Annotated in this window: 20 protein-coding genes; 13 read left to right on the top strand and 7 right to left on the bottom strand. The window is 59.4% G+C overall.

The window, feature by feature from the left end:
* Positions 1-47 precede the first annotated feature (47 nt).
* Positions 48-476: a hypothetical protein gene (locus RZS32_RS04360; protein WP_317055807.1), complete on the top strand. Its 429-nt coding sequence runs from the start codon at positions 48-50 to the stop codon at positions 474-476.
* A 32-nt stretch (positions 477-508) separates the two neighbouring features.
* On the opposite strand, the gene RZS32_RS04355 is transcribed toward RZS32_RS04360, so the two are convergent.
* Both RZS32_RS04355 and RZS32_RS04350 read right to left on the bottom strand, forming a co-directional pair.
* Complete coding sequence (locus RZS32_RS04355; RefSeq protein ID WP_422395955.1) at positions 509-1,603, bottom strand: alpha-D-ribose 1-methylphosphonate 5-triphosphate diphosphatase; 1,095 nt, start codon at positions 1,601-1,603, stop codon at positions 509-511.
* A 40-nt stretch (positions 1,604-1,643) separates the two neighbouring features.
* Positions 1,644-2,402, bottom strand: coding sequence for an esterase/lipase family protein (locus RZS32_RS04350; protein WP_422395936.1), 759 nt, complete (start codon positions 2,400-2,402; stop codon positions 1,644-1,646).
* A 35-nt stretch (positions 2,403-2,437) separates the two neighbouring features.
* Between RZS32_RS04350 and RZS32_RS04345 the strand changes: the two genes are divergently transcribed.
* Entirely contained in the window at positions 2,438-2,875 is a 438-nt protein-coding gene (locus RZS32_RS04345) for an NUDIX domain-containing protein (protein ID WP_317055805.1), read from the top strand.
* 6 nt (positions 2,876-2,881) lie between these two features.
* Here RZS32_RS04345 and RZS32_RS04340 read toward each other — a convergent pair whose 3' ends face one another.
* From RZS32_RS04340 to RZS32_RS04330, 3 genes are all read right to left on the bottom strand, one after another.
* On the bottom strand, positions 2,882-3,733 hold the full coding sequence (locus tag RZS32_RS04340) for a DMT family transporter (protein ID WP_317055804.1): 852 nt from the start codon (positions 3,731-3,733) through the stop codon (positions 2,882-2,884).
* Positions 3,734-3,898: 165 nt separating this feature from the next.
* Positions 3,899-4,792, bottom strand: coding sequence for a DMT family transporter (locus tag RZS32_RS04335; protein WP_317055803.1), 894 nt, complete (start codon positions 4,790-4,792; stop codon positions 3,899-3,901).
* A gap of 26 nt (positions 4,793-4,818) precedes the next feature.
* Entirely contained in the window at positions 4,819-5,802 is a 984-nt protein-coding gene (locus RZS32_RS04330) for a glutathione S-transferase family protein (RefSeq protein WP_317055802.1), read from the bottom strand.
* Between the two features lie 308 nt (positions 5,803-6,110).
* Here RZS32_RS04330 and RZS32_RS04325 point away from each other — a divergent pair, with 308 nt between their 5' ends.
* From RZS32_RS04325 to RZS32_RS04285, 9 genes are all read left to right on the top strand, one after another.
* On the top strand, positions 6,111-6,335 hold the full coding sequence (locus tag RZS32_RS04325; protein WP_317055801.1) for a DUF6732 family protein: 225 nt from the start codon (positions 6,111-6,113) through the stop codon (positions 6,333-6,335).
* A 114-nt stretch (positions 6,336-6,449) separates the two neighbouring features.
* Positions 6,450-7,565, top strand: coding sequence for a sirohydrochlorin chelatase (locus tag RZS32_RS04320; RefSeq protein WP_422395935.1), 1,116 nt, complete (start codon positions 6,450-6,452; stop codon positions 7,563-7,565).
* A 53-nt stretch (positions 7,566-7,618) separates the two neighbouring features.
* Positions 7,619-8,260, top strand: coding sequence for a precorrin-8X methylmutase (locus RZS32_RS04315; protein ID WP_317055800.1), 642 nt, complete (start codon positions 7,619-7,621; stop codon positions 8,258-8,260).
* Between the two features lie 57 nt (positions 8,261-8,317).
* The gene (gene cbiE, locus RZS32_RS04310) at positions 8,318-9,520 is read left to right on the top strand and encodes a precorrin-6y C5,15-methyltransferase (decarboxylating) subunit CbiE (RefSeq protein WP_317055799.1); all 1,203 of its coding nucleotides are present in this window, start codon (positions 8,318-8,320) and stop codon (positions 9,518-9,520) included.
* Between the two features lie 54 nt (positions 9,521-9,574).
* Positions 9,575-10,276: a precorrin-2 C(20)-methyltransferase gene (gene cobI / locus RZS32_RS04305; RefSeq protein ID WP_317055798.1), complete on the top strand. Its 702-nt coding sequence runs from the start codon at positions 9,575-9,577 to the stop codon at positions 10,274-10,276.
* On the top strand, positions 10,267-12,075 hold the full coding sequence (gene cobJ, locus RZS32_RS04300; RefSeq protein ID WP_317055797.1) for a precorrin-3B C(17)-methyltransferase: 1,809 nt from the start codon (positions 10,267-10,269) through the stop codon (positions 12,073-12,075). The genes cobI and cobJ overlap by 10 nt, the downstream gene beginning before the upstream one ends.
* Positions 12,072-12,602, top strand: a complete 531-nt coding sequence (locus RZS32_RS04295; RefSeq protein ID WP_317055796.1) for a DUF6882 domain-containing protein — start codon at positions 12,072-12,074, stop codon at positions 12,600-12,602. The genes cobJ and RZS32_RS04295 overlap by 4 nt, the downstream gene beginning before the upstream one ends.
* The gene (gene cobM, locus RZS32_RS04290) at positions 12,599-13,381 is read left to right on the top strand and encodes a precorrin-4 C(11)-methyltransferase (protein ID WP_317055795.1); all 783 of its coding nucleotides are present in this window, start codon (positions 12,599-12,601) and stop codon (positions 13,379-13,381) included. The genes RZS32_RS04295 and cobM overlap by 4 nt, the downstream gene beginning before the upstream one ends.
* A 110-nt stretch (positions 13,382-13,491) precedes the next feature.
* Positions 13,492-13,842 carry a hypothetical protein gene (locus tag RZS32_RS04285; protein WP_317055794.1) on the top strand — a complete coding sequence of 117 codons (351 nt, stop codon included), beginning with the start codon at positions 13,492-13,494 and terminating at the stop codon, positions 13,840-13,842.
* A gap of 6 nt (positions 13,843-13,848) precedes the next feature.
* Here the strand turns inward: RZS32_RS04285 and RZS32_RS04280 are convergent, their stop codons facing one another.
* Together RZS32_RS04280 and RZS32_RS04275 are read right to left on the bottom strand one after the other, a co-directional pair.
* Complete coding sequence (locus tag RZS32_RS04280; protein ID WP_317055793.1) at positions 13,849-14,478, bottom strand: glutathione S-transferase family protein; 630 nt, start codon at positions 14,476-14,478, stop codon at positions 13,849-13,851.
* Positions 14,475-15,644 (bottom strand): MalY/PatB family protein, encoded by a 1,170-nt coding sequence (locus RZS32_RS04275; protein WP_317055792.1) that lies wholly within the window; start codon positions 15,642-15,644, stop codon positions 14,475-14,477. Before RZS32_RS04275 ends, RZS32_RS04280 begins: the two co-directional genes overlap by 4 nt.
* An 85-nt stretch (positions 15,645-15,729) precedes the next feature.
* Here RZS32_RS04275 and def (RZS32_RS04270) point away from each other — a divergent pair, with 85 nt between their 5' ends.
* On the top strand, positions 15,730-16,254 hold the full coding sequence (def, locus tag RZS32_RS04270; RefSeq protein WP_317055791.1) for a peptide deformylase: 525 nt from the start codon (positions 15,730-15,732) through the stop codon (positions 16,252-16,254).
* Positions 16,255-16,260: 6 nt separating this feature from the next.
* Positions 16,261-16,761, top strand: a complete 501-nt coding sequence (gene def, locus RZS32_RS04265; protein WP_317055790.1) for a peptide deformylase — start codon at positions 16,261-16,263, stop codon at positions 16,759-16,761.
* Positions 16,762-16,771: the final 10 nt, after the last annotated feature.

Here is a 16,771-nt window from a genome sequence, read left to right as displayed (position 1 = left end):
CCGTTTTCTTTTTAAGAAAACATGGTGCTCATGCAGGAAGCAACAAAATGCTAACTGATAAGATTTTGGTAGGAATGCGGGCACAGGGCCTTTCCGTGTCGAGGCAAGGTGAGCATCTTAAGGAAGTCGAAGATAGTTTGATTGAACTTGGCCTCGAAGAGCATGACCAAGTCAAAGTCTTCTTTGAAAAGTACAAACTCGGCGCTGTCCTAAGCAAACAACTAACGGAGCTCATGGACCTCTGTTCGCCAACGCGTCAAATCTTTCGGACAACAGAATTCGCGCGTGATATTTATGAGCTTCCAGATGGTTATATCTGTCTCACATCAGGGGAAGGTGAAGGTTTCATTCTCTATTCCCTGCTTGATCGTAAAGTCTACGATCTGTCAGTGACCCAATTCAAAGACCTTGCAGATGGGAAGTGCGAGGCGACATGGAATTCGTTCTTCGAGCTGATCGAATGGTATCTTGAGTAACAAAAGCACACGGTCTGTCGCTGGCCCTTAACTCACCCCACAAACCGCCCCGCCACATCGCCCTTCATATAGGTCACGCGCCCGGCAGATAGCGTCGCGCACACATCCCGGCTCTCAGGGTTCAGCACCACCAGATCGGCGCGTTTCCCGGGCCGCAAATCGCCCCGGTCGTCCAACCCCAACACCCGTGCAGGCCCTGTTGAGATCAACCCCCAAGCCGCGCCCAACTCCATCACGCCGCCATCCGCCACCAGAAACGCCGCGCGTTTGAGCGAGGGGTAGTGATAGTCCGAGGCCAGCGCATCGCAGAGCCCCAGCATGATCAACTCCAAAGCACTTGCATTGCCCTTGTGCGACCCGCCCCGCACGACATTGGGCGCCCCCAAGATCACCGGGTCGCCCTGCGTCTGCGCCGTCTCGGCGGCCACTTGGGTCTCGGGAAACTCGGCAATCTGCGCCCCGCGCGCATGCCAGACCTCGCGCGCCTCTGCCGTCGCATCATCATGACTGCCCAAGCGCACCGGCATCTCCGCCAGCCGCGCGCAAAGCGCATCCAGAGCGGCAGGCACCCGGTCCATCCCGGCATGCAGCGCCATGATGTCTTCCAGATGCCGGTCCGGGTTCTTGCCTATGCGCAGCGACTTGCCCACATGCCCCGGAGGCGTCTTGCCTTTGGCGAGAATTTCATGCGGCAGATGATCGTTGAAGACCAGATAGGGGATGTCGTGGCGCTGAATCCAGTCCACCACCGTGTCATAGTCCTTAACCATCGAAATCTCGAACCGCAACTGCGGCCGCAGATCGGTGCCGACCCGTGGACGGATCGTGCGCAGGCCCTCAAACACGCGCGCCGCAAATTCCGCTCCCCGCATGCCCCCTTCCCAGGAATAGAACTGCGCCAAAGTCGCGGTTGTAATCCCGTTCGAGGCAATCTCAGCCTCCGCCGCGATCAACCCCTGATCAATATCCTTCATCGCCCCCCGGCGCGGTGCCAGATGCTTTTCAAAAGCATCTCCATGCACATCCACGATCCCCGGCAGGATCATGTAACCACTGAGATCGACCTCGCGCCCCGGCGAGTCTTGTTGCACAAGACCATCCCCAAGGCGCAACGGCGCATCGCCCATCCCATCGGGTGCAAGAACTTCCGCCCCCACAAGCCGCAGATCAAGGCTCACTCGGTTTCCCCCAAAGGAAATCTGTAAGGTCCAGATCGGGATCAAACTTACCCTCCCTGAGAAATTCCGAGACCTGCGCGATCACATAGGCGTTGTTCATCATGAACGTATGGCTGACCGGCAACTCAATATGATCGGCCATACCGTCGACCTTGGTTGAGTCGACACTTACCTTGCCATCATCAGGCCCCTCAATAAGGGTCGAGAAAAACGGATTGAGCGATTGCGTCCCGGCAATCACCCCAAGGGAATAGTCGACCGGAGGCAGTGACGCGACAAACCCTTCTGGTCCGCTTTCAAGCTGTTGCCCGGCCGGGCCGTTGAGCCACTCAAAAAGCTCCAGCGCACCCAGCTGATCGACCACTTCCGAGCCTTGGTTCGGGGGGGCGAGCATGACTACATGCCCCATCTTGTCGGGGCGGTTCTCGGCCAGCCAATAGCGCAGAAGAATGCCGCCCATGGAGTGTGTGACAAAGTGAATACGATCCTTCTCGCAGGCCGCCACAGCATCGGGCAGGGTTGTATCCGCAAGCCGCGTAATCTCTGCCGAGGTCGATGCATAGCTCGGGCTTTTCGTGACATACCCTTCGGCCTGCAACGCCTCTTCCATGATCAAGAGCGACGCTTGCGTCCGCGCCAGCCCGTGCAAAAGCACCACGCAATCTGCATATGCAGGCGCAGGCAACAACAGGGCAAGCACGGTCAAAATCCGTTTCATACCCTTGAGATAAGGGGTTTTGCCCCGCATAAACAGCCCTCAATCCACTGAAAGGCCGTAACGTTATGCCCATACGCCTTGCCACCCGTGCGGTGATCGTACATGAAGATCGGCTTTTGCTGGTGAATGCGTATCCCGGTGGTCAAAGCGACCTATGGTGCGCGCCGGGTGGTGGGGCAGAACCGGGCGCGTCCTTGCCCGATAACTTGACACGCGAAGTGCATGAGGAGACGGGTTTGCGCATCAAGGTCGGCCCGCCCTGCCTCATCAATGAATTTCACGATCCGGAGCGCGGATTTCATCAGGTCGATCTGTTCTTTCGCGGCAAGATCATTGAAGGAACCTTGACCGAAGGCTGGGCTGACCCGGAAAATGTCGTTACCCAACGGCGTTTTTTCACCCGTAGGGAACTCGCCGATATTCGCCTCAAACCCGACAGCCTGCCGGACGTCGCCTTCAACCGCGGCTTTGGCTATGACCCTTTGGAAGAAATCGTGGGCTGACTTCACTCACCCAGGCTTTTTCGCCAAAACCGACAAAGCCACACCGCCGAGGATCAGAGCCGAGGCAAGCACTATTCGAAGCGTCACGACCTCGCCCAGCAAAACGACACCCGCCAAGAGCGCAATCACCGGTACGGTCAGTTGCGCCACCGCCGCGACAGAAGAGGCGAGGCTTGGCAGGACCGTGTACCAAAGCGCATAGCCCAGCCCAGAGGTCACTGTGCCCGCCAGAATGGCCAGTGCAATGCCGGTGCTGTTCATCTCCACAGCCTCGGCTGGCGCGGGCAAAACCCAAAGGGCCAGAATGCCAAAAGGCGTGGCCAAAACGAAATTCGCCGCCGTCGCCTGCAGCGCGTCACGCGATTTGCGCCCCGCGAGAGAGTAGAACCCCCACCCGATGCCCGCAATCGCCATCAATCCGCCATGCCACAGGCTCACCTGAGCCTGCGGTCCCGGCCAGATGAGCCAGGCCAACCCCACAAGCGCCAATGCCGCGCCGATCCATTTCAGAGCCGGCATATCTTCATGGGTCAGGCAAGCCGCCGCAAACATGGTGATCTGCACCATGCCAAACAGGATGAGTGCGCCAAGTCCTGCATCTAGCGACGTGTAAGCACTGGAAAAGCCGTACATGTAGATCAGCAGGGCGATAACACCCACCAGTCTCGCAGGTCCTCCGAGCTTTAAGCCTCCGCGAAAAAGCACGCATAAGAGCGCCAGCATTAGCGCACCCGAGGCCAATCGGATCGTTCCGAAACTCACCGCATCAATATGACCCCCGGCAAGGGCCATCCGGTTTAGAATGGAATTGGCGGCAAAGGCCACCATGGTCAGAGCCGTGAGGAGAAATAGACGCATGCGCAACCCCTAGCCCGACCGGCGCAGAAAGGGAATGCCGCGAGAGGCAACCAGCATGACGATTGCGTTAAGACGCGGCACGAGGGCCAGAGGCCCCCCATCAGGTTCACCGGTAGGGCGGAGTTTCACCCCGCCAATCCCCCCGCCAAACACCTCATACGACACCTATCCAGAAACCTTCCCCTTCACCATGGCCTCGCGCCACGCCAACAGCCCCGCACCTGCAAGAATGACCGCCGCTCCAACCACCGAAACCGTATCCGGCCAGACGCCAAATACAGCCGCATCATAAGCGGCGGCAAAAACAAGGGCCGCATAGAAAAACGGTGCCACAAAACTGGCATCCGCGCGCGCCATCGCGTTGACAAAACATGCCTGCGCTGCCGCCATCAGCACGCCAAGAGCCGCCAGCGCCAGCCATTGCATAAGCGTGGGCGCGGCCCAGACAAAGAGCACTGCCAAAGTCGCAATACACAGCCCGATAATGTTGTTGATCAAAAGAATTTGCACCGGTGCCTCACTCCCTGCCAGCCTCTTGATCGCAATAAGCTCTGCCCCGAAAAGCATCGCCGCTCCGAGCGCGAGAAAGGCACCAAGCTCCACCGTGCTCGCGCCCGGCCGCGTCAGGATCGCCGCGCCAATCAGTGCAATCAGTGCTGCTGTCCACCGCACCGGGCCAACCCGTTCGCCCAGGATCGGTACCGCCAGCACCATGCAAAACACCGGATTGAGAAAGCTGATCGCCGTGGCGTCAGAGAGCGGAATAAAGGCCGCCGCCGCAAACATCAGCGTCACACCGCCCCACCCCAAACAAGATCGCAGGATGTGCAGCTTGATGTGGGGCCGGGTCAACCGAGGCCGCGTGGCCGCCACAAAAACCAATATCGCCACGAGCGCGAAAAGAAACCGTCCATGGCTGATCTGCAATGGATGCAGCGCAGGCCCAAGCGCATCTGTGCCCAACGCCTTGGCCAAAAGCGTGGTGCCCGCCACGAATGCCGCCGCTGCCAGGGTCAACCCGGCGGCCAGCGGAGGATTATGAAGCGGATGGGCACTCATGCAAGCTGAGTGCCTGTCATCGCGGGCTAGCGCAAGACTTCTCGTTTATGCGGCGCATCGAAATCCAGTACCGGATTGATCGGGATAATCCGATGCGGATTCACGGTGTCATGACTGTAGTGATAATGCCGTACGATGTGATCGAAATTCACCGTCTCGCGCACACCGGGCCATTGATAAAGCTCGCGCAGATATCCCCATAGGTTTGGATAATCCACAATCCGCGCCAGATTGCATTTGAAATGCAGATGATAGACCAGGTCAAACCGGATAAGCGTCGTGAAAAGCCGCCAATCTGCTTCGGTGATCCGATCCCCCATCAGGTAGCGCGACGTGGCCAGCCGCGCCTCAAGCCAGCTCAGCGTGTCAAACAGTGGCACAACTGCCGCGTCATAAGCCTCCTGACTGGTCGCAAACCCGGCCTTGTAGACCCCATTGTTAAGCGTTGAATAGATCCGTTCATTGACCGGCTCGATCTCGTCGCGCATGTCTTCGGGCCAATAGTCATCGGTGTTTCCTGTGATGCCGATAAAGGCCGAATTGAACATACGGATGATTTCTGAGGATTCGTTGGACACAATCGTCTCTCGCTCCCGGTCCCACAAGATCGGCACAGTCACGCGGCCCGACGTCTTGGGATCGGCCTTGAGATAAATGTCCCGGGCAAAGGGCAGGTCATGAAGCTGATCGCCCGTGGCCCCTTCGTAATCCGTGGCAAAGCTCCACCCATCCGCCATCATGTCCGGATGCACCGCAGACACCCCGATATGCGGCTCAAGACCTTTCAACGCGCGAAAGATCAATGTGCGATGCGCCCATGGACATGCCAGTGAGACGTAAAGGTGATACCGACCGCTTTCGGCCTTGAACCCGCCGTCTCCTGTGGGTCCGGCGCTTCCATCTGCTGTGATCCAATTGCGATACGCCGCGGTGCTGCGCTTGAACGCACCGCCTGAGGATTTGGTATCGTACCAGGTGTCCTGCCAGACTCCGTCAACCAGTTGTCCCATGTGTGATCTCCTTTGTACCGCTAACTAGCGCGCGCTGCCGCATCCAACATCCCCACATGCTCGCGCACCTGCCGTGCAGCGCTGCACATGTCGTAATCCGAGTGTCGCACGGCGATTCTCTGTTTGCGCGGCGCACCATGCGGGCCTATAGACGAACCAGACGGTGCCCAAAGCGGGCCGGAAAGGGGCATGCCAAAGAGCCGACCCAACTAGGGGGCTTTCACGCATGATCGTCGGGGCGCATGCGCGCCCATGGCCTCCTTTGTGGTTCGCCCAGTGGCACGATGAACGCGGAAGGGAGACCTCTTATGCACCGGCTCTTTGCACTTCTGACGCTGCTCTTGCCAGGCGCGGCGTTGGCCCACCCTGGACATCTCGCCGAAGTCGCGGGCCACGGGCATTGGCTTTCCGCGGGTGCGTTGGCTGCTGCGGCGGCACTGGGCCTTTGGGCTGCCAAGGGGCGCAAATCCAAAGAAAACGCGGAAAACACGTCGGACGCGCCCCTCGAAGACGACGAGCCACAGGAGGCGTAGCGCGATGAAAACCGGTGTGATGATCTGTGGTCACGGCTCGCGCAGCCAATCGGCGGTTGATGAGTTTGCCACACTGGCCGAAAAGCTGCCCCCCTTCTGCCCTCTGACTGGGAGATGGAATACGGCTATCTCGAATTTGCCAACCCGGTCATTCGTGATGGCCTCGACAACCTCCGCGAGAGAGGCTGTGAGCGCATCCTTGCCGTGCCGGGCATGCTCTTTGCTGCAATGCATTCCAAAAATGATATCCCCACGGTTCTGAACACCTATGCCGCGAAACACGACATCGACGTGCGCTATGGCCGTGAACTGGGTGTTGACCCCAAAATGATTGCCGCCGCCGGAGGCCGCATCGAAGACGCACTCGCCAAAGCAGACGCTGAACAGGGCCCGGTCAGCCGCCACGACACCTGTCTTGTGGTCATCGGACGCGGGGCCTCTGACCCTGACGCCAATTCCAACGTCGCCAAAATCGCGCGGCTCTTGCACGAAGGTATGGGCTTTGGCTGGTGCGAGGTGGGCTATTCGGGCGTGACATTCCCGCTGGTTGAACCCTGTCTGCAGCATGTGGTGAAACTGGGTTATAAACGCGTGGTCGTCTTTCCGTACTTCCTCTTCTCTGGCATCCTGATTGACCGCATCTATGGTTTCACCGATCAGGTCGCGGCTGAATACCCTGCGCAGCAATTCGTCAAAGCGGGCTATCTCGGCGACCATCCCAAAGTGCTGGAAACCTTCGCTGAACGTGTCCGCGAACAGGTGGGAGCCGTGCCGCCGCCCAATTGCGGCACCTGCCAGTACCGCACGCAGATTCTCGCCATCGAAGGGCAGGACCCGCAAAAGATCACGCCCGCCCAACGTGCCATTCTCACTGCCGAAAAAGGTGCGGGACACCCCGCCTTTGGTGATGTCCCGCCGCCCACTTGTGTGATGTGCAAGTACCGCACCGCCGTGCTGGGCTTTGAGGCTGAAGTGGGCGCGGTGCAGGAAAGCCACCATCACCATGTGGAAGGCCAGGGCGCCAGCGCGCCGGGGTCCAACGTCGAAGATTGCAAGCTCTGCGACACGTTCTGCACCGGCATGTGCCGCCTTGAAATGCAGGCGCATCATCATCACCATCACCACGATCACCACCACGATCATGATCATCACCACCATCATCATCACGCGGAATACCCCCATGCCAAACACCCGCATGGGCCCGAAAGCGCGCGTAAAACCAAAGCCTGACCGCGGCTTTCTTTTTGCCTGAAAATATCCCCGCCGGAGGCCCCGACCTGACCTTGCGCCCCTACGAGAAAAACCCATCGGCAATCTATGCCGAAAGCTTTGCCACAGTACGGCGCGAAGCCCGGCTGGAGCGGTTTGGTCCGGGGCTTGAGGCACTGGCCATAAGGCTCATCCACGCCTGCGGCATGGTTGAGGTCGCTGACCGGCTGGCGTTCTCAGAAACCGCCTATGACGCGGGCCACGCGGCTTTGCAGGCGGGTAAGCCCGTGCTCTGCGATTGTGAAATGGTCGGCGCTGGTATCATCCGCCGCTACTTGCCTGCCGACAACGAGGTCATTGTCACCCTCAACGACCCACGCGTGCCAGGCATCGCCGCCGGTATTGGCAACACCCGCTCAGCGGCTGCAGTTGAGCTCTGGGCCGAGCACCTCGATGGTGCTGTCGTGGCCATCGGCAATGCGCCCACAGCGCTTTTCCATTTGTTGGAACTCCTCGAACAGGGTGCACCAAAACCGGCGGTCATCCTTGGATTCCCAGTGGGTTTTGTGGGCGCGGCGGAGAGCAAGGCGGAACTCGCTGCCAACCCCCGCGACTGTGAGTTTGTCGCGCTGCGCGGTCGGCGCGGCGGCTCTGCCATGGCCTCGGCTGCTGTGAACGCGCTGGCTGCAGGTATTCCGGAAGGAGACACACGATGAGCAAGTCTTTTCAGAAAAGACTTGGCGAAACTTTTCAAAAAAGTTTCTCCGAACGCCATGTCTGATCCCTGGCTGCATATTGTCGGCATCGGCGAAGACGGGCTTGAAGGCCTGCTGCCTGCCACCCGCGCCGTGGTCGAAGCCGCAGAGGTGATCGTTGGTGGGGATCGACACCATTTGCTGTCAGAGGCCGTGACAGCAGAACGCGTGGCCTGGCCGAGCCCGTTTGACGCGCTCATCGACATGCTTCGTGGGTTTCAGGGTCGTCGCGTGGTGGTTCTGGCGACGGGAGACCCCCTTTGGTTCTCGGTGGGCGCGCGTATCGGGCGCGAAATTGATCCCGCCGAAATCACCTATCATCCGCAGCTCTCAGCCTTCCAACTGGCCGCTGCGCGCATGGGCTGGAGCTTGCCGGATGTAGAAACACTCACCGTGCATGGTCGTCCCGTTGAGCAGATGATCGCTTTCATCCAGCCTGACGCACGGCTCTTGATCCTGACCACTGGAGAAGAAACACCGGCACAGATCGCGCGCTTTCTGACCGAACGCGGTTTTGGAGCATCCAACATGACCGTGTTGGCGGCGATGGGCGGCTCAGATGAGGCGCGTTTTGACGGCACCGCAGAAAGCTGGTCGCATAGAGTACCGGCCTTTAACACATTGGCCGTGGATTGCATCGCCGCCCCCGACGCCGCGCTCTTGCCGCGTGTGCCGGGTTTGGAGGACACGCTTTTCCAAAGCGATGGCACCATGACCAAACAGGAGGTTCGCGCGGCCACTTTGGCCAAACTGATGCCGATGCGGGGCGCTTTGCTTTGGGATATCGGCACAGGGTGCGGTTCGGTCGCGGTGGAATGGATGCGCGGTGCCCGTTATGCCCGGGCGATTGGGATTGAGCCACGCGCAGACCGCCGGGCCATGGCAGCAGCCAATGCCTTGGCTTTGGGTGTGCCGAAACTCGAACTGGTTGACGGAACGGTTCCGGCTGCCCTTGAAGGTTTGCCCGCCCCCGACGCTGTTTTCATTGGCGGTGGGCTAAGTGCAGAGGTGTTTGACGCGACCTGGAAGGCGCTGCGGCCTTTAGGACGGCTCGTTGCCAATGCCGTCACCCTGGAAAGCGAAGCGGTGTTGCTGGCGTTGCACAAACAGCATGGCGGGCAATTGGTTAAGCTTTCGGTGCAGCGCGCAGAACCTGTGGGTGGATTGACCGGATGGCGCCCCTTGATGCCGGTCACACAGTGGAGCCTTGTGAAGCGATGAGGGTCCGAGGCCAACATGAGAGTATTTACAGAACAGTGAAAGCCGGGGGTGACCATGCCCGGTAGGCTTTACGGCATCGGGTTGGGGCCGGGGGATCCGGAACTGATGACGCTAAAGGCGCATCGTTTGATCTCAGGCGCACAGGTAATAGCATACCCCACGCTGGCCGGAGCGCAGAGTTTCGCACGCTCGATTGCGGCTGGTGTCATCCCTGCTGACGCTCGAGAGATCGTCATGGACGTGCCCATGACACCCGAGCGTACCCCTGCTCAAGCGGCCTATGATCAGGGCGCTGCGGACATCTCTGAGGCGCTTGATGCCGGGAATGATGTCATCTGCCTTTGCGAAGGCGATCCGTTCTTTTACGGCTCTTTCATGTATCTTTTTGCAAGACTTTCGCAGCGCTATGAGGTCGAGGTCGTGCCGGGTGTCACATCGGTGACCACCTGTGCCGCGCGTGCAGGCCTGCCGCTTGCTGCGCGCAATGAGCGGCTGACCGTCTTGCCGGGGCCTTTGCCGGAGGATGAGTTACGCAGCCGAATTGAAGGCGCGGAAAGCGTGGCCATCATGAAGGTCGGGCGGCATTTGAGTAAAATTCGCGCGGTCATTGACGCTTTGGGTTTCACAGATCAGGCCGTCTATGTCGAACGCGCCAGCCTGCCGGATGAAGTTGTCTGCCCGCTCAATGATGCGCCGGAAAAGGCACCTTACTTCTCGATGATCTTATTGACCAAAGGAGCCGATCCATGGCTGTGACCCCTGTTGTATTGGCCCTCAGCCGATCCGGTGAAGCGGTGGCGCATCGGGTGGCCGTCAGTCTGGGCGCGCAGGTGCACGGGCGTGAGGGCAGGGTAGCGCAGGCAGACGCGTTCTTCCCAAATGCATTGGATCATGCCCGCGATCTTTTTGCAGCCGGTGTGCCGGTTGTGGGGGTCTGCGCCAGCGGCATTCTGATCCGCGCGGTGGCACCGGTGTTGAGCGACAAGACCAAAGAGCCACCCGTTGTGTCGGTGAGCGACGATGGTGCGGTCGTCGTGCCCCTCCTCGGAGGGCATCGGGGCGCGAACCGCCTGGCCTCTCTCATCGCTGAAGAACTGGGCGCCACAGCCGCGGTCACCACTGCAGGTGACGTGGCCATGGGCGTGGCGTTGGATGAGCCGCCAGAGGGATATCGCTTGGTCAATCCGGGCGATGCAAAAGCTGCGATGGCGGCTTTGCTGAATGGCGCAGGCGTCCGTGTCACAGGTAACAACATCTTTGGCGTGGAAGAGACAGGCGGCGCTGTTGAGCTTGTGGTAAGTGATGCCCCGCAAACCCCTTCTGAGCATCGGTTGGTCTATCACCCGCAATCCTATGTGGTCGGTGTGGGCTGCGCGCGCAATGCGGACCCCGAAGCGCTTTGGGATTTGGTAACAGAGACGTTGCAAACGGCTGGTGTTGCGCAAGGCGCTGTTGCGGCTGTTGCCACTGTGGACATCAAAGCCGATGAGCCTGCCGTGAATACCTTGGCGCAGCGCTTGGGTGTGCCAATGCGTGTCTTCACCCCGGCAGAGCTTGAGGCGCAGGCCGATAAGCTCGCCAACCCTTCAGACGTGGTCTTCGCTGAGGTCGGCTGCCACGGTGTGGCAGAAGGGTCCGCATTGGCCATGGGCGGAGAGCTTGTGGTTGAAAAACGCAAGAATGCAACCTGCACATGCAGTATTTCGCGTGCAAACCATGTCCCGATGGAAATGAAAGGCCGGGCGCGCGGGCAACTGAGCGTGGTGGGCATCGGACCCGGCCAATCCAGCTGGCGCACGCCGGAAGTCTCCAAGCTGGTGGCGGAGGCAGAAGAGCTGGTCGGCTACGGGCTCTACATCGACCTGCTAGGTCCGCTCGCGGCGGTCAAGACACGCTCTGACTTTCCGTTGGGCGGTGAAGAGGCGCGGTGCCGTTATGCGTTGGAGCGGGCGGCGGAAGGGCGCAACGTGGCGCTGGTTTGTTCGGGCGATGCGGGCATTTACGCCATGGGAGCACTGGTCTTTGAACTCTTGGACCGAGGTCCCGAGAATGAAGGCGTCTCTGATGCGGCACACCGCGTCGAGGTGATCTGCTCGCCCGGTGTCAGTGCCCTGCAAGGGGCCGCAGCGCGGGCGGGGGCCCCTTTGGGGCATGACTTCTGCACCATCAGTCTGAGTGATCTACTCACCCCACGCGACGACATCCTGCGCCGTCTCAAGGCTGCAGCCGAGGGTGATTTCGTCATCGCCTTCTACAACCCGGTCAGCAAAACACGCCGCACTCTTCTGGCTGAGGCACGCGATATCCTGCTCCAACATCGTCCGGCGGACACGCCCGTGATGCTGGCCAGCAATTTGGGGCGTCCTGAAGAGCATGTGCGCTATCGCAAACTCAAAGATCTGCAGGTGGACGAGGTCGATATGCTCACTGTAGTTCTTGTGGGTTCCTCCAATTCCCGTTTGGCACAGCTGGGCCAAGGGCCGCGCATGTTCACGCCACGCGGCTACGCGCGCAAGATTGATGGCGACTTATCCGACAAAAAGGGCATCGCATGAACGAAATCCTCCTGGAATTTGCAGGGCGCATGGCGGATGGCGGGGCAACGCAACTGCCGGAAAGCTACAAGGCGCTTGCGGTCAATGCGGAGTTCCATCTGAAGACGCGTATGGCCGGGTCAGAATTGGCGCAGCGGTTGGGCGATGTCAGCGACTACCGCCTCAACCTCAAAAAGGGTCGCATCAGCTTTGTCTTTGACGGCGCGCCAGAGGTTGCCGCTGATGCACAAGTGGTGGGCACCTATTCCGATGACGGGTCCTGGATGTGGGGCTGGGGGCACCCTGATGTGCCGCAGCCGATGCAACAGGCCGCCTGGGCCGTGCAGCAATTTGGTGAGCGCCAGGAGATCGAAGACCTGCTGAGCCGCGGTGGTCCCATTGATGCCACGCGTCTGGCGGAGTTTCAGGCCATATGCGCCTATATCTCGGACGCCGACGGTGTCTTTATGGGCGCACATGGCGCCGGTGGACAGGTCTGTGTCTGCTACTACCAGAACAATCAGTTGAAGGGGCTTTTGGGACAATGACCGTCTATTTCATTGGCGCAGGTCCGGGGGACCCCGAACTTCTGACCAAAAAGGCTGAGCGCATCATCGGGGAATGCCCCGTTTGCCTTTATGCCGGTTCGCTGGTGCCGGCCGAAGTGGTCGCCTGTGCCCCGCAAGGCGCGCGGGTGATGGACACGGCCCCCATGACACTCGATGAAACCCATGCCGAGATCGTGGCCGCCCATGCCAAAGGCCAGGACGTGGCGCGGGTGCATTCCGGCGATCCCTCGCTTTACGGAGCCATTGCCGAGCAAATCCGCCGCCTGCGGACAGAAGGCATAGACTATCAGATCGTTCCCGGCGTGCCCGCCTATGCAGCTGCCGCCGCTGCACTTGGTCAGGAACTGACCGTGCCGGAGATCGGACAATCTATCGTGCTCACGCGTGTGTCGATGAAGTCAACGTCGATGCCCAAGGGTGAAACACTGGAAAATTTCGCTCGGACCGGAACAACATTGGCCATTCATCTGGGCGTGCGCGCATTTCGCGAAATTGAACGTGTCCTGACTCCACATTATGGCGCGGATTGCCCTGTGGTGGTGGCCTATCGCGTTGGCTGGCCCGATCAAATGTTCATTCGCGGCACTCTGAGTGACATCCGCGAAAAGGTGCGCGCCGAAAAGATCACGCGCACGGCGCTGATCCTGGTGGGCCCCGTGCTGGGCGAAATCGCAGAGTTCACGGAAAGTGCGCTATACGATGCTGCGATCCCGCATGTATTGAGACCCCGAGTCGCAACAGTGGCATCCGATGGGTAGTATTGTTGCGCCGCGGCGGCGTTTTACTGCGCTGCAGCGGAATTTTAACGTGACTGTCATAGTTTAGCCCTACATCCTGCCCCAGTTGGTTGTGTGATTCTGGGGATGCCATGACGACGTTTCTCTCTGCTGAAGTTCAGGCCGGGCTTGAAGATGCCCGCAAACGTGGCCTGCAAAAAAGCCGACGCCTGCGCGTCGAAGCAGGCAATCAAAGCTATTCTGTGATCCGGGCCTGGGATGGGGGTTTTGCGCTTCATGCCGAAACCGCACCGCATCTGCGGGGGCTTGTGGACCTCTATGATGGCGCACACCATCTGTCGCGCTGTCTCATTGTTGCGTCAGAGGAAGAAGGCCCCGAAATGCGCTTTGAGCTGAAAGTCGTGAACGAAGCAGGCAGCGAACAGCCAGTGGATTTCGAGCGTGCAGATAACGCGCCGGTGGCCTTGATTTCTAAGGTTTGAAAGAACTCAACTCAAAACAGGTGACGTGGCGGTGATGGATGGGCGCTGCTGCGTGACCTCAAGCCAGTGCGAAAGATTTGGGTGCTTCTGGAGGGCGTCTGCGCCTTCCGGTGCACGTGTGAAGTAGTCGAGCATCGGTATCAGATGTGCGGATGCAAGCGTGAACTGGTCCGGCACGAGGACCCGCCCCTCTGCGGCAATCACGTCCAAAGCTTCAAGCACAGGTTCCGCAGCCTTCAGGCCCATCTCTATTTCCAAAGGGTCTGACGCTTCCCCTTCGATTGGGCGGAACACGCTGTGCGAAAAGACCTGTCGCACCAAAGGCCAGTACGCGTAGTTATCAACGATGGAGATAACCTGCATCATGCGCGCCTGCGACAAAGCATCGGATGGGGTCAAGCCGGGGCTGTCAAACTCTGCATCAAGATACCGCGTAATCGCGCATGTCTCGTAAAGTGTAGCGGGTCCATGCGTCAGCGTTGGAACGCGGCCAAAAGGGTGCAGGGCAGGCTCAGGAGTGTTCAGGAAAGGGTCCACTTCCGAGTATGCGTATTCCAGCTCTTTTTCGAGAAGAACAATCCGCACAATTCGTGTGTAAACGCTGAACCGATAGCCATGCAGGCAGAGCGGTGTCATTGCAAATCTGAGAAGGCCCCGCGCAACCTCTCAACCGCCTCTTCCACCCGCACGCGCGGCATTGCGATGTTGAAGCGTAGGAAATTTTCCCCGCCGCTGCCAAAAGTCGGGCCATGATTGGCGGCGATCTTGGCGGTATGTTCAACCCGACTGGTGAACGCGTCGCGCGCCATGCCCGTGCCCGAGAAATCCACCCACGACAGGTAGGTCGCTTCGAGCGGCATCGAGCGTAGCCCGGGAATAGCGTTCACACCTGCATCGAACACTTTTCGGTTGCCATCAAGATATTCCAACAGCGCATCGACCCATTCTGCGCCTTGCGCGGTGTAGGCCGCCTCGGCCATGACCACGCCAAAGGAATTGGCCGACATGCCAAGCGCACCCATTCGTTTGGCAAAGCGCGCGCGCAACGCGTCATCAGCGATAATCACGTTGCCCGAATGCGCGCCAGCAATGTTGAAGGTCTTGGTGGTGGCCGTCATCATCACAAGCCGGTCCTCAATCCCGTCGATATGGGCCATCACCGTATGTTTTGAACCGGGAAAGACGAGGTCATGGTGAATCTCATCAGACACCAGAATAAGGTCATGCTTGCGGGCAAATGCGGCCACGCCTTCCAACTCTTCCTTGGTCCAGACACGCCCGCCGGGATTGTGCGGCGAACACAGGACGACCATTTTTTCACTGCCATCAAGGATCGCGTCATAGGCGTCGAAATCCATTTCATATCGCCCGTCATTATTGACCAACGGGCATTCCACGATTTTGCGCTCGGCTGCTTTCAGAACGCGGGCAAAAGCATGGTAGACTGGCGTAAACAGCACCACACCGTCCCCTGGCTCGGTAAAGGCTTCAACGCACATGCCTGTGCCATTGACCAATCCATGCGTCGTGAAAATCCAAGTTGGGTCGATCGTCCAGCCATGCCGTGTCTGCATCCACCAGCAGATCGCCTCACGATAGTTCGTATCACTGCCGTAGTAGCCAAAAACACCATGACCGAGCATCCCGCGCAACGCATCGGTAACACAGGCAGGCGGGCGGAAATCCATGTCAGCGACCCACATGGCCAGCCCATCTTCAGCCGGGACGCCAAACTTGGTTTCCATACTGTCCCACTTGTCGCATTGCGTGCCGCGGCGCTCGATCAACTCGTCAAAATTCATAGGGGTCTCCGGCGAGGCTTGTTTGTGGTGATTGTCGCAAGCTATGGCGTTGCAGGCGCGCGTGCAATCGCCTAAATGAACCTCCATGTTACGTCCCATTGTCCTCCACCCTGATCCACGCTTGAAAAAGCACTGTGATCCGGTCGCCGATCTCAGCGATGAGTTGCGTGAACTGGCCGATGACATGCTTGAGACGATGTATGATGCGCCCGGGATCGGGCTTGCCGCACCGCAGGTGGGCAGTCTCAACCGGTTGATCGTGCTCGACTGCGCCAAGGATGAAGAGGCCGATGTAGATCCTCGTCCCTTGGTCATGTTTAACCCGGAAATCGTGGCCTCTTCAGACGAGACAAACGTCTACGAAGAGGGGTGCCTCTCCATCCCCGATCACTTCGCCGAAGTGACCCGGCCAAAGGTGGTGGAGGTGGCGTGGATCGACCGCGATGGCAATGCGCAATCCGAGACCTTCGATGGGCTCTGGGCCACATGTGTGCAACACGAGATTGATCACCTCAACGGCAAGCTCTTCATCGATTACCTGGGTCCGATCAAACGGCAGATGATCACGCGCAAGATGCAGAAGTTAAAGCGCGAAAAGGCGCGGGAGTAGCGCGGCGTGCCAACACGGCCCTACGTCATCTGGCCTGACAAGCGGCTTCGCACGGCGGCCGACCCTGTGGATACGATCACCGATGAGATCCGCACCATCTGGAACGATATGATCGAGACGATGGATGCCATGCCGGGCGTTGGCTTGGCCGCTCCGCAGATCGGTGTGATGCTTCGGCTGGCCGTGGTGGACGCCTCGGACGAACGGGGTCAGGCGGTGCGTATGGCCAATCCCGAAATCTTGCACGCCAGCACAGAGATGCGCGACCACGAGGAAGCCAGCCCCAACCTGCCCGGTGTCTACGCCAAAATCACCCGCCCCCGCGCCGTGACCGTGCGGTTCCTGAACGAGACGAGCGAGATGGAAGAGCGCGACTTTGTCGGTCTCTGGGCCACCAGCGTCCAGCACCAGATCGACCATCTTGAGGGCCGGATGTATTTTGACCGGCTGAGCAAGATGAAACGCGATATGGTGCTGAAAAGGGCACGGAAGCGAGCCGGCAAATGACCACCACACC

It is taken from the genome of Roseovarius sp. W115 (assembly GCF_032842945.2).
GTDB lineage: Bacteria > Pseudomonadota > Alphaproteobacteria > Rhodobacterales > Rhodobacteraceae > Roseovarius > Roseovarius rhodophyticola.
This window is presented reverse-complemented; position numbering and strand designations above follow the sequence as displayed.

Coding starts and splice junctions, on each gene's coding strand:
- cobJ (WP_317055797.1), top strand. CDS start 10,267: ATGGCTGTGACCCCTGTTGTATTGGCCCTCAGCCGATCCGGTGAAGCG.
- cobM (WP_317055795.1), top strand. CDS start 12,599: ATGACCGTCTATTTCATTGGCGCAGGTCCGGGGGACCCCGAACTTCTG.
- RZS32_RS04320 (WP_422395935.1), top strand. CDS start 6,450: ATGGAATACGGCTATCTCGAATTTGCCAACCCGGTCATTCGTGATGGC.
- RZS32_RS04275 (WP_317055792.1), bottom strand. CDS start 15,644: ATGAATTTTGACGAGTTGATCGAGCGCCGCGGCACGCAATGCGACAAG.
- cbiE (WP_317055799.1), top strand. CDS start 8,318: ATGTCTGATCCCTGGCTGCATATTGTCGGCATCGGCGAAGACGGGCTT.
- RZS32_RS04340 (WP_317055804.1), bottom strand. CDS start 3,733: ATGCGTCTATTTCTCCTCACGGCTCTGACCATGGTGGCCTTTGCCGCC.
- RZS32_RS04280 (WP_317055793.1), bottom strand. CDS start 14,478: ATGACACCGCTCTGCCTGCATGGCTATCGGTTCAGCGTTTACACACGA.
- RZS32_RS04335 (WP_317055803.1), bottom strand. CDS start 4,792: ATGAGTGCCCATCCGCTTCATAATCCTCCGCTGGCCGCCGGGTTGACC.
- cobI (WP_317055798.1), top strand. CDS start 9,575: ATGCCCGGTAGGCTTTACGGCATCGGGTTGGGGCCGGGGGATCCGGAA.
- RZS32_RS04355 (WP_422395955.1), bottom strand. CDS start 1,603: ATGGGCGATGCGCCGTTGCGCCTTGGGGATGGTCTTGTGCAACAAGAC.
- RZS32_RS04360 (WP_317055807.1), top strand. CDS start 48: ATGCTAACTGATAAGATTTTGGTAGGAATGCGGGCACAGGGCCTTTCC.
- RZS32_RS04345 (WP_317055805.1), top strand. CDS start 2,438: ATGCCCATACGCCTTGCCACCCGTGCGGTGATCGTACATGAAGATCGG.
- def (WP_317055791.1), top strand. CDS start 15,730: ATGTTACGTCCCATTGTCCTCCACCCTGATCCACGCTTGAAAAAGCAC.
- RZS32_RS04350 (WP_422395936.1), bottom strand. CDS start 2,402: ATGCGGGGCAAAACCCCTTATCTCAAGGGTATGAAACGGATTTTGACC.
- RZS32_RS04295 (WP_317055796.1), top strand. CDS start 12,072: ATGAACGAAATCCTCCTGGAATTTGCAGGGCGCATGGCGGATGGCGGG.
- RZS32_RS04285 (WP_317055794.1), top strand. CDS start 13,492: ATGACGACGTTTCTCTCTGCTGAAGTTCAGGCCGGGCTTGAAGATGCC.
- RZS32_RS04330 (WP_317055802.1), bottom strand. CDS start 5,802: ATGGGACAACTGGTTGACGGAGTCTGGCAGGACACCTGGTACGATACC.
- RZS32_RS04325 (WP_317055801.1), top strand. CDS start 6,111: ATGCACCGGCTCTTTGCACTTCTGACGCTGCTCTTGCCAGGCGCGGCG.